At 57.7% G+C, this 11,644-nt stretch carries 11 protein-coding genes; all 11 read left to right on the top strand.

Going from position 1 to position 11,644, the window contains the following annotated elements; translation table 11 throughout:
• Positions 1-200 precede the first annotated feature (200 nt).
• The 11 genes from AFK24_RS12780 (at position 201) to fliG (ending at position 11,640) form a co-directional block, all read left to right on the top strand.
• Positions 201-1,052, top strand: a complete 852-nt coding sequence (locus AFK24_RS12780; protein ID WP_065833582.1) for a flagellin domain-containing protein — start codon at positions 201-203, stop codon at positions 1,050-1,052.
• Between the two features lie 72 nt (positions 1,053-1,124).
• The gene (locus AFK24_RS12775) at positions 1,125-1,514 is read left to right on the top strand and encodes a flagellar protein FlaG (protein WP_065833581.1); all 390 of its coding nucleotides are present in this window, start codon (positions 1,125-1,127) and stop codon (positions 1,512-1,514) included.
• A gap of 77 nt (positions 1,515-1,591) precedes the next feature.
• Complete coding sequence (gene fliD, locus AFK24_RS12770; RefSeq protein ID WP_065833580.1) at positions 1,592-3,013, top strand: flagellar filament capping protein FliD; 1,422 nt, start codon at positions 1,592-1,594, stop codon at positions 3,011-3,013.
• A 129-nt stretch (positions 3,014-3,142) separates the two neighbouring features.
• Positions 3,143-3,526, top strand: a complete 384-nt coding sequence (gene fliS, locus AFK24_RS12765; protein ID WP_065833579.1) for a flagellar export chaperone FliS — start codon at positions 3,143-3,145, stop codon at positions 3,524-3,526.
• Between the two features lie 20 nt (positions 3,527-3,546).
• Complete coding sequence (locus tag AFK24_RS12760) at positions 3,547-3,843, top strand: flagellar assembly protein FliT (protein ID WP_065833578.1); 297 nt, start codon at positions 3,547-3,549, stop codon at positions 3,841-3,843.
• 164 nt (positions 3,844-4,007) lie between these two features.
• Positions 4,008-5,483 carry a transcriptional regulator FleQ gene (gene fleQ / locus AFK24_RS12755; protein WP_065833577.1) on the top strand — a complete coding sequence of 492 codons (1,476 nt, stop codon included), beginning with the start codon at positions 4,008-4,010 and terminating at the stop codon, positions 5,481-5,483.
• Positions 5,484-5,605: 122 nt separating this feature from the next.
• Positions 5,606-6,823 carry a sensor histidine kinase gene (locus AFK24_RS12750; RefSeq protein WP_065833576.1) on the top strand — a complete coding sequence of 406 codons (1,218 nt, stop codon included), beginning with the start codon at positions 5,606-5,608 and terminating at the stop codon, positions 6,821-6,823.
• Complete coding sequence (locus AFK24_RS12745; protein ID WP_065833575.1) at positions 6,823-8,250, top strand: sigma-54-dependent transcriptional regulator; 1,428 nt, start codon at positions 6,823-6,825, stop codon at positions 8,248-8,250. The genes AFK24_RS12750 and AFK24_RS12745 overlap by 1 nt, the downstream gene beginning before the upstream one ends.
• A 252-nt stretch (positions 8,251-8,502) precedes the next feature.
• Positions 8,503-8,829 carry a flagellar hook-basal body complex protein FliE gene (fliE, locus tag AFK24_RS12740; RefSeq protein ID WP_065833574.1) on the top strand — a complete coding sequence of 109 codons (327 nt, stop codon included), beginning with the start codon at positions 8,503-8,505 and terminating at the stop codon, positions 8,827-8,829.
• Between the two features lie 14 nt (positions 8,830-8,843).
• On the top strand, positions 8,844-10,631 hold the full coding sequence (fliF, locus tag AFK24_RS12735) for a flagellar basal-body MS-ring/collar protein FliF (protein WP_065833573.1): 1,788 nt from the start codon (positions 8,844-8,846) through the stop codon (positions 10,629-10,631).
• Positions 10,624-11,640 carry a flagellar motor switch protein FliG gene (gene fliG, locus AFK24_RS12730; protein ID WP_020290734.1) on the top strand — a complete coding sequence of 339 codons (1,017 nt, stop codon included), beginning with the start codon at positions 10,624-10,626 and terminating at the stop codon, positions 11,638-11,640. The genes fliF and fliG overlap by 8 nt, the downstream gene beginning before the upstream one ends.
• The last annotated feature ends 4 nt before the right edge of the window (positions 11,641-11,644 follow it).

The following is an 11,644-nucleotide window of genomic DNA, read 5'->3' as shown; positions in this document are numbered from 1 at the left end:
ATTTGCGACACGCTTTTTTAATCTTTACAAATGCCTAAGCCCTTGTTTTTCGGGGAGCTGGCCGCTTGATGGCATTATTTTTATAAATTGCCCTAAAGCAAAGTCCGATCCCGACGATAACTATTACGAAGGTTCTCTGTGCCATCCCGGCTGTTGCCAGGGCCGGAAGCCGCAGCACCCAACCAACGAGGAATTTCATCATGGCTTTAGGCGTAAACACTAACGTTGCTTCCCTCTCCGTTCAGAAGAACCTGGGTCGCGCATCCGACGCTCTGTCCACTTCCATGACTCGTCTGTCTTCTGGCTTGAAAATCAACAGCGCCAAAGACGACGCAGCCGGCCTGCAGATCGCCACTCGCATCAGCAGCCAAATCCGCGGTCAGACAGTAGCAATCAAAAACGCCAACGATGGTATCTCGATGGCTCAGACCGCTGAAGGCGCTCTGCAAGAATCCACCAACATCCTGCAGCGTATGCGTGAACTGGCCGTACAAGCCCGTAACGGTACCAACGGTACTTCCGATCAGGTAGCGACCAACGCTGAATTCGCCCAGATGTCGGACGAATTGACCCGTATCGCTAACAGCACCAACCTTAACGGCAAGAAACTGCTCGACGGTACTGCTGGCACCATGGAGCTGCAGGTAGGTTCGGAAGTAGGCAGTACTAACCGTATCAACCTGGTACTGAGCGACAGTTTTGACGCTACCACCCTGCTGGTCGACAGCGCGACCGTAGCTCTGACAGGTACAGACAGTGCAGTCGCCGGTACTAACATTGACGCTTCGATCAGTGCAATCGACAATGCTCTGGCGACCATCAACGCCACTCGTGCAAACCTCGGTGCTTCGCAAAACCGTCTGACCAGCACTATTTCCAACCTGCAAAACGTTAACGAAAACGCCACTGCTGCACTGGGTCGTGTACAAGACACCGACTTCGCCGCAGAAACCGCTAACCTGACCAAGCAGCAAACTCTGCAACAGGCTTCCCAAGCTGTTCTGGCCCAGGCTAACCAGTTGCCTTCCGCTGTACTGAAGCTGCTTCAGTAATTTCGGAATAAGTTTTGGCGGGGGAGTGTGCTGGTCATGCTCTCCCGCTTTTTACGTTGAGGAGGTGTTGGAATGGACATGAGCGTGAAGTTGGGCTTGTCTTACCAGGCCGTCAAGCCGGTGCCAGCTGTAGTAGAACAAACAGTCACCGCTCCTCAGGCAGTCTCGGTGCCAGCACCAGCGGCCTCTGCGGATTCTTCCGCAAGTAAAGACTCATCCAAGGAATCCGATGCTGAAAAATCTGAAAAGCTGAAAACTGCGGTACAGGAAATTGAAAAATTCGTGCAGTCGGTGAGGCGTAATCTCGAGTTTTCCATTGATGAAGCATCCGGCGAGATCGTGGTCAAAGTGATCGCCAGTGATACCGGTGAAGTCGTCAGGCAGCTGCCTTCGGCAGAAGCGCTGAAGATTGCAGACAGCCTGCACAATGCACACAGTTTGTTATTCGACGCCAAGGCCTGATCGTGGCATGAATCGTGTTACCAGTTCTTTTGCGTTGGTCGTAGTCAAAAGTCCGACGAAAACTGAAGGAGAAGCAAATGGCTAGCCCAATTACCACATCCACCGGCCTTGGTTCGGGCCTGGCAATCAGCGAGATTGTCACGTCGCTCGTTGACTCGGACAAAAACGCCAAGCAAACCCAGATCACCAACCAAACCACGCTGACGACTACCAAACTTTCGGGTGTCAGTACCCTTAAGTCTGCTCTGGATGCCTTTCAGACGGCAATGACCAACCTGGGCAAGACTGATGCGCCAGCGTTTAATGGTTATTCGGCAACATCTTCAGCCACCAATTTCGTGACCGCGACCACTACCAATACTGCAGTGGCCGGTAGCTACGCTGTTACGGTCGTAGGTCTAGCCACAAGTTCCAGTGTTGCTTCGGCAGCGTTCGATACGGCGGCAGCCAGTGCCATTCCGAGTGGGACACTGACCCTCAGTCAAAATGGCACTACCGATACCGTCATCGATATCGCAGAGGGTTCGTCACTGCAAACCGTTCGCGACCAGATCAACGCCAAGACTTCCACCAGTGGTATCAGCGCCAACATCGTCACTGACTCCACGGGCTCGGCGCGACTGGTGTTCAGTTCGACGAAAACGGGCGCAGGCACGGATATCACTACCAGCGTTACGGGTGCAACCAGTGCCTTGGTTATTGGTACAGGCGCACTCGATACAGCGTCGGCAACAAGTTCTGGCCGTATCGGCGCAGCGCCTGTCGATGGCTCGATTACCGTTGCGGGTCTTACCGTTACCAGTTCGACCAATACCTATAGCACCGCTGTCAGCGGACTGAGCTTCACTGCAGTTGCGAAAGGGGATTCGACAGTCACTGTTGCAAGCAACACCGACGGTCTGAAAACCTCACTGCAGGCCTTCGTTGACGCCTATAACACGGTGGTCAAGACCATCAGTTCGTTGACCAAGGCAACCGCGGATTCCAACGGTGATCTGACTGTCGCGGCCGCAATGACGGGCGACTCCATGCCTCGCAACCTGCTGGCCTCGTTGCGAGAGGTGCTGGTCACTCCAGGGCCTGGTAGCAAGCTTTCTACCTTGTCGCAACTGGGGATCGGAACCGCACAAGCAGATGGCACGCTGTCCTTCGACGCCACCAAGTTCACAAAAGCCATGAGTGACAATAGCCTGGGTGGACAGGTTCAGGAACTGTTCAGCGGTACTGATAGCACGAACGGCTTGTTGGCTCGCATGAATAAAGCCATCAACCCCTACACCGAAACTGGCGGTATCCTTGATCAGCGCAAGACGACGCTGAATACGACGAGCGCCGCTCTGCTCAAGCAGCAGGAGTCGTTGGATATATACGTCAAGAACCTTACATCCACGCTGACTGCCAAGTACAACGCCATGGATTTGTTAGTCGGGCAGATGAAGTCCACGCTGTCGAGCATCACCTCGTTCTTCGATACTCTGAATGCCCAGGCATCTGCCTGATATTCACTGAGTCACTCAACCCGGCTGCGATTAATCGCACGCCGGGTTTTTGGCTTCTGGTCTAAAGTTTTTCGACGGTGCGTCGATACACTGAATATACGAATTCTTCCAGCTTTGACGAGGTTGATCATGAACCCGATGTTAGCCCTTCGGCAGTACCAGAAAGTAAATGCCCACGCGCAAACGTCCGAGGCCAATCCTCATCGTCTGGTGCAGATGCTGATGGAAGTAGGGCTGGATCGCATTGCCCAGGCCAAGGGCGCCATCGGACGCAAGGATATTCCTGCAAAAGGCGTATTGATCGGCAAGGCGATAGAAATCGTCGGTGGCCTGCGTGAAGGCCTGGATATGGAAAAATCGGCTGATACGCTGACCCGTGTGGACAATCTGTACATCTACATGATGCAGCGCTTGGCTGAAGCCAACATAAAAAGCGATCCACTGATCCTTGATGAGGTCAGCAGCTTGCTGGGCACCGTCAAGGAAGGCTGGGACGCAATCGCTGCTCACTAAGCTGTGCTGAGGAGACCAACATGAGTGCTGCACTCAAGCGTATCGAAGAGACCAAGGATGCACTGGTAGGCGCTTTGGCTGAGCGTGACTGGGATGCAATTGGCAAATTGGACCTGGCATGCCGTGCTTGCGTGGACGACATGATCAGTGAGGCGACGCCGAATGCGCCGGAACTGCGCAGCAATCTGGAAGAGCTGCTGACGGTCTACCGGCAGTTAATCGATACCGCAACCGACGCGCGTCAGGCAATCGTCGACGAGATGACGCAGATCCAGCAAGCGAAAAACGCGGCGAAGGTTTACCATCTGTTCGGTTGAAGCTCGTTGATCGAAAAGAAGTGCGCCATAAATTTGACTGTGTACGGTTTTTTGACTTAACTAGTGATGTTTGCCATTTTCTGGCGTCTCAGTAATCGTACCGGCTGAGAATTGCCAAGCTTGCCCTTGTGGGGCACAGAGTTGACTAGGGAAGTTGCTATTGCATGTGGCGTGAAATCAAGATTCTGCTGATCGATGACGATAGCCAGCGCCGCCGTGACTTGGCGGTCATTCTGAATTTTCTTGGCGAAGAAAATTTGGCCTGCTCCAGCCAGGACTGGCAACAGGTTGTCGGCTCTCTGACCTCTACCCGAGAAGTGCTTTGCGTGCTCGTTGGCAGCGTGAGCGCGCCTGGAAGTCTGCAAGGGCTTCTTAAGACAGTCGCTGCGTGGGATGAGTTCCTTCCCGTCTTGCTGATGGGCGAAACTACTTCCATGGACCTGACTGACGATTTGCGTCGGCGCGTGCTTTCCTCACTGGAAATGCCGCCCAGCTACAGCAAATTGCTCGATTCCCTGCACCGTGCCCAGGTCTATCGCGAGATGTACGATCAGGCCCGTGAGCGCGGTCGTCATCGTGAGCCCAACCTGTTTCGCAGCCTGGTCGGTACCAGTCGTGCGATTCAGCATGTGCGCCAGATGATGCAGCAGGTCGCCGACACTGATGCCAGCGTGTTGATCCTCGGTGAGTCCGGGACTGGCAAGGAAGTCGTCGCGCGCAACCTGCACTATCACTCCAAGCGCCGCGACGCACCGTTTGTGCCGGTCAACTGTGGCGCGATCCCGGCCGAATTGCTTGAAAGCGAACTGTTCGGTCACGAGAAGGGTGCCTTCACCGGGGCGATCACTAGTCGTGCCGGACGTTTCGAACTGGCTAACGGCGGCACGCTGTTCCTCGATGAAATCGGCGACATGCCGCTGCCGATGCAGGTCAAGCTGCTACGGGTTCTGCAAGAACGTACCTTCGAGCGCGTGGGCAGCAACAAGACCCAAAGCGTCGATGTGCGCATCATTGCCGCAACCCACAAGAATCTTGAGTCGATGATCGAGATCGGCAGCTTCCGTGAAGATCTTTACTACCGTCTGAACGTGTTCCCGATCGAAATGGCGCCGCTGCGCGAGCGGGTCGAAGACATTCCGTTGCTGATGAACGAGCTGATCTCGCGCATGGAGCACGAGAAGCGCGGTTCGATCCGCTTCAACTCCGCTGCCATCATGTCGCTGTGTCGCCATGGCTGGCCGGGCAATGTGCGTGAATTGGCCAACCTGGTGGAGCGCATGGCGATCATGCATCCCTACGGCGTGATTGGCGTGGCCGAGTTGCCGAAGAAATTCCGCTATGTCGATGACGAAGACGAACAACTCGTAGACAGTCTGCGCAGCGATCTCGAAGAGCGCGTGGCCATTAATGGTCATACGCCGAACTTCTCGTCCGGCGCCCTGTTGCCGCCGGAAGGCCTGGACTTGAAGGACTATCTGGGTGGGCTGGAGCAAGGTTTGATCCAGCAGGCACTGGACGACGCCAACGGTATCGTCGCGCGTGCCGCCGAGCGCCTGCGGATTCGTCGCACGACCCTCGTTGAGAAAATGCGCAAATACGGCATGAGCCGACGTGAAGGCGATGAACAGGCAGATGATTGACGCTTGCTGAATCGCGAAAAAATCAAACCTCTGAATTTTCAGGGGTTTTTTTTCGGCACGAGGATTGCTACGTCTCTAGGAACATACCGTTTAATGACGGTTCGCCACGCGAGAGATGACTGATGCCCCACGCCGCCAAGATGACCCCTGACCTTGCCCATGCAGTCCTGCCGTCCCTTGAGCTGGAAAGTCGTCAAGGGCTTGAGCAGGCGTTTTCGCTGTTCAATCAGATGTCGGCGCAGCTGACTGATTCCTACAGTTTGCTGGAAGCGCGAGTCGCCGAGCTCAAGGGCGAACTGGCAGTGGTCAGCGCGCAGCGCATGGAGGAGCTGGCGGAGAAAGAGCGCCTGGCGTATCGCTTGCAGAATCTGCTCGACCTGCTGCCCGGCGGGATCATCGTGATCGATGGCATGGGCAGGGTACGCGAAGCCAATCCGGCGGCCATCGATTTGCTCGGGCAGCCGATGGAGGGTGAGCTGTGGCGGCATGTCATCAGTCGCTGTTTTGCTCCGCGCGAAGACGACGGCCACGAAGTCTCTCTCAAGGATGGCCGACGTCTGTCCATCGCCACCCGCTCGCTGGATGCCGAACCGGGTCAGTTGGTATTGCTTAACGATCTGACAGAAACCCGCCATCTGCAGGATCAACTGGCGCGTCACGAGCGCTTGTCGTCGCTGGGGCGGATGGTGGCTTCCCTCGCACACCAGATTCGCACTCCGCTGTCAGCGGCATTGATCTACGCCAGTCATTTGACAGAGCAGGAGCTGCCGCTGGAAACCCAGCAACGCTTTGCCGGACGTCTTAAAGAGCGTCTGCATGAGCTTGAACATCAAGTGCGGGACATGTTGGTGTTCGCCCGCGGCGAGTTGCCGCTGACCGACCGACTTACGCCGCAGCAGCTCTTCGCCGCGCTGCAGGACGCTGCCTTGACGCACACTCAGGATATCCAGGTGCGTTGGCAGTGCGACCCATCGGAGGGTGAGTTGCTGTGCAATCGCGACACGCTGGTGGGTGCGCTACTGAATCTGATCGAAAACGCGGTGCAGGCTTGCGCCGGTCAACCACGCTTGAAAATCCATGCCTACAGCCGAGGCAATACGCTGCGGCTGTGCGTCAGTGATAACGGTAGCGGCATTGACGCTGCCGCTCTGGCACATATCGGCGAACCTTTTTTCACCACCAAGACCACCGGCACCGGCCTTGGTCTGGCTGTGGTGACAGCGGTCACCCGTGCCCATCGCGGTGCCGTTCAGTACGCCTCGCGGGTTGGTCGTGGCACTTGCGCGCTGGTCACCTTGCCCTTGATGAGTGCGCCATCCAGCGTCGCGGACAATAACTGATGACGATCAAGGTGCTGTTGGTCGAAGACGACCGTGCGTTGCGCGAAGCGCTGGGGGAAACCCTGGAATTGGCCGGGCATGAGTATCACGCCGTCGGGTCGGCTGAGGATGCCCTGGTCGCCGTCGCGCGTGAGCCGTTCAGTCTGGTGATCAGCGACGTCAATATGCCGGGCATGGATGGCCATCAGTTGCTCGGCCTGCTGCGCGCGCGCCAGCCGCAATTGCCCGTGCTGCTGATGACCGCGCATGGCGCGGTCGAGCGCGCCGTGGATGCGATGCGCCAGGGTGCGGCGGATTATCTGGTCAAACCTTTCGAGCCCAAAGCCATGCTGGCGTTGGTCGCCCGGCATGCGCTGGGGCGTCCTGGCCCGGATGACGGCGATGGGCCGATAGCGGTCGAACCTGCCAGCGCGCAGTTGTTGAACCTGGCCAGTCGCGTGGCGAAAAGCGACTCCACGGTGCTGATATCCGGCGAATCAGGCACCGGCAAGGAAGTGCTGGCGCGTTTCATTCACCAGCATTCGCCCCGTGCCGACAAGCCTTTCATCGCCATCAACTGCGCGGCGATCCCGGACAACATGCTCGAAGCCACCTTGTTCGGCCATGAAAAAGGCTCGTTCACCGGCGCCATTGCTGCGCAAGCCGGTAAATTCGAACAGGCCGACGGCGGCACGATCCTGCTTGATGAAATTTCCGAAATGCCCATGGGCCTGCAGGCGAAATTGTTGCGCGTACTTCAGGAGCGCGAAGTCGAGCGGGTAGGCGCGCGCAAGCCCATTAGTCTGGATATTCGCGTGTTGGCAACGACGAACCGTGATCTGGCCGGGGAAGTTGCAGCCGGTCGGTTCCGTGAAGATCTGTTTTATCGGTTATCGGTATTTCCGCTGGCCTGGCAACCGCTGCGCCAGCGAACCGCCGATATTCTGCCGCTGGCCGAGCGCTTGCTGGCCAAACACGTCAATAAAATGAAACACGCGGCGGTACGCTTGTCTCCCCAGGCGCAGGCATGTCTGGTGGGGTACGCCTGGCCCGGCAATGTCCGCGAACTGGACAACGCGGTGCAACGAGCGCTGATTCTGCAGCAGGGCGGCGTCATTGAGGCGGAAGATTTCTGCCTTGCGGGGCCCGTCTCCTGCGCGCCATTGCTGGCGTTGAGCGTCGCCCCGGCGGGCGCCGCTGCGCCGGTTTTACCCGTTGCCCAAGGGGCTGTATCCGGCGATGGGGCCGGAAACGACGGGGGCAGCGCGTTGGGTGATGATCTGCGCCGGCGCGAGTTTCAGATGATTATTGACACCCTGCGCGCCGAGCGCGGTCGTCGCAAGGAGGCTGCCGAGCGGTTAGGTATCAGCCCGCGTACGTTGCGCTACAAATTGGCGCAGATGCGCGATGCTGGCATGGACGTCGAAGGTCATTTATTTGCGACGTAACATTCGCGCTACAAAAGTCGTTCACTGTGTACGCAGCTCTGCCGTCCAGCGTAGCCGGGGCTTTTGGCCTGCTCGTGCGATGGATTCAAGACCGTGACTCACGGCTTTTCGAGGGACGACTGCCCGGTCGTTATTCTGTTTGAAGTGCATCAATGGCCATTGGCTGCTATCTAGCTGGCACCCTTGTTGCTTTGACATCCATGACCGCTGAATCAGTGTCAAAAATTTGCGGCCCTCACGAGAGATATTTCCATGAGCCAAGGTGTTGAATTTAATCGCTTGATGTTGGATATGCGCTCCATGCAAATGGATGCCATGGCCGCCCCGAAGGCTGCGGCCACGCCGGAAGTCGGCTCCAGCAGCTTTGCCGACATGCTTGGTCAGGCCGTCAACAAGGTTGCCGACACCCAGCAGGCGTCCAGCCAATTGGCCAATGCGTTCGAAATCGGCAAGAGCGGCGTCGACCTCACCGACGTGATGATTTCCTCGCAGAAAGCCGCCGTGTCCTTTCAGGCGTTGACTCAGGTTCGTAACAAACTGGTTCAGGCATATCAAGACATCATGCAGATGCCGGTTTAAGGACATATTGAGTCATGGCAGAAACACTCGCCGATAGCGTTCCGGCCAAGGCAGGCGCCCCAGCGGGCAAGTCGCCTTTGTTCGGTCTGGCTTTCCTGGACAATCTTTCCGAGATGCCCATGCTGCGTCAGGTCGGCCTTATGGTCGGTCTCGCTGCCAGCGTGGCGATTGGCTTTGCCGTGGTGCTCTGGTCGCAGCAGCCCGATTACCGTCCGTTGTACGGCAGTCTTGCCGGCCTGGACGCCAAGCAGGTCATGGACACCCTGACGGCCGCCAACATTGCCTACACCGTGGAGCCTAACTCCGGTGCGCTGTTGGTCAAGGCCGATGACGTACAGCGGGCGCGCATTCAGCTTGCGTCGGCAGGCGTGGTCCAGCAGGACGCCAACATCGGCTTCGAGATTCTCGATAAGGATCAAGGGCTGGGGACCAGCCAGTTCATGGAAGCCACGCGCTATCGCCGTGGTCTGGAAGGCGAACTGGCGCGCACGATTTCTGCGCTCAACAACGTCAAGGGTGCCCGCGTGCATCTGGCGATCCCGAAAAGCTCGGTCTTCGTGCGTGACGACCGCAAGCCCAGCGCTTCGATTCTGGTCGAGCTGTACGCCGGTCGTTCGCTTGAGCCGAGCCAGGTGGTGGCGATCATCAATCTGGTGGCAACCAGCGTTCCCGAGCTGAACAAGTCGCAGATCACCGTCGTTGATCAGAAGGGCAATCTGCTTTCCGATCAGGCCGAAAATTCCGAATTGACCATGGCCGGCAAGCAGTTCGACTACAGTCGTCGCATGGAAGGCATGCTCACCCAACGGGTGCAGAACATTCTGCAACCGATCCTGGGCAATGATCGCTACAAGGCTGAAGTTTCCGCCAACGTGGACTTCAGCGCGGTGGAATCCACTGCCGAAAGCTTCAACCCGGATCAGCCTGCCTTGCGCAGCGAACAGTCGGTCAACGAACAACGCTCCACCAGCAGTGGCGCCCAGGGTGTGCCGGGTGCGCTGAGCAATCAGCCTCCAGGTCCGGCAACCGCGCCGCAAACCACCGGTGGTGCCGCAGGAGGTGCCGCCGCTGCGATTGCGCCGGGCCAACCGCTGCTTGATGCCAACGGCCAACAAATCATGGACCCGGCTACCGGTCAGCCTGCCTTGGCGCCTTATCCGGCTGACAAACGCATCCAGTCGACCAAGAACTTCGAACTTGACCGCTCCATCAGCCACACCAAACAGCAGCAAGGTCGTTTGACCCGGTTGTCGGTTGCGGTCGTCGTCGATGATCAGGTCAAGATCAATGCGGCCAACGGCGAAACCACTCGCAACCCCTGGAGTGCAGAAGATCTGAATCGCTTTACCCGTCTGGTGCAGAACGCAGTCGGTTTCGACGCCAGCCGTGGCGACACGGTGAGCGTGGTCAACGTGCCGTTTTCCGCCGAGCGCGGCGAAACGATTCCGGATATCCCGTTCTACTCGCAGCCCTGGTTCTGGGACATCGTCAAACAAGCCATGGGCGTGATTTTCATCCTGGTGCTGGTGTTTGGTGTGTTGCGCCCGGTGCTCAACAACATCACCAACGGCAAGAGCAAGCAGCTGGCCGGTTTCGACGACGAGATGGGCGGTATGGGTGGCATGGGCGGTGGGGACGAATTGTCCAACGACCGTGTCAGCCTCGGCGGCCCGCAGAGCATTCTGTTGCCTAGCCCGACCGAGGGTTATGACGCACAGCTGAACGCAATCAAGAGTCTGGTGGCCGAAGATCCGGGTCGAGTGGCCCAGGTCGTGAAAGAGTGGATTAACACTGATGAGTGATCGAGCCGTCGTAGCCAAGCTGAGCAAAGTCGAGAAAGCGGCAGTCCTGCTGCTGTCCCTGGGTGAAACCGATGCGGCGCAGGTGCTGCGCCACATGGGCCCCAAGGAGGTCCAGCGCGTGGGCGTGGCCATGGCGCAGATGCGCAATGTGCATCGCGAGCAGGTCGAAGAAGTCATGACCGAATTCGTCGAGATCGTCGGCGATCAGACCAGCCTCGGGGTCGGTTCTGACGGGTATATCCGTAAGATGCTGACTCAGGCGTTGGGCGAGGACAAAGCCAACGGCCTGATCGACCGCATTCTGCTGGGTGGCAATACCAGCGGCCTGGACAGCCTGAAGTGGATGGAGCCGCGCGCGGTTGCCGACGTGATCCGCTTCGAGCACCCACAGATTCAGGCCATTGTAGTGGCCTACCTCGACGCCGATCAGGCAGGCGAAGTGCTCGGCCATTTCGACCACAAGGTGCGCCTGGACATCATCCTGCGCGTGTCTTCGCTGAACACCGTGCAGCCGGCAGCGCTGAAAGAATTGAACCAGATTCTGGAGAAGCAGTTCTCCGGCAATGCCAATACTTCACGTACCACGCTGGGCGGCATCAAGCGTGCTGCGGACATCATGAACTTCCTCGACAGCTCCATGGAAGGCACGCTCATGGATTCGATCCGCGAAGTCGACGAAGACCTCTCGGTGCAGATCGAAGACCTCATGTTCGTCTTCAACAACCTGGCGGACGTGGACGACCGTGGCATCCAGGCGCTGCTGCGCGAAGTCTCTTCGGATGTATTGGTGCTGGCCCTCAAAGGCTCGGACGAGGCAATCAAGGAAAAGATTTTCAAGAACATGTCCAAACGCGCTGCCGAACTGTTGCGCGACGATCTGGAAGCCAAAGGGCCGGTTCGCGTCAGCGACGTGGAAACCGCACAAAAAGAAATCCTCACCATTGCGCGCCGTATGGCCGAGGCCGGGGAGATTGTGCTCGGCGGCAAAGGTGGCGAGGAAATGATTTAAGGTC

The sequence above is a fragment of the Pseudomonas syringae genome (assembly GCF_001698815.1).
Taxonomy (GTDB): Bacteria; Pseudomonadota; Gammaproteobacteria; order Pseudomonadales; family Pseudomonadaceae; genus Aquipseudomonas; species Aquipseudomonas syringae_A.
The sequence above is the reverse complement of the archived record's forward strand: the minus strand, read 5'-3'. Positions and strand labels throughout refer to the sequence as shown.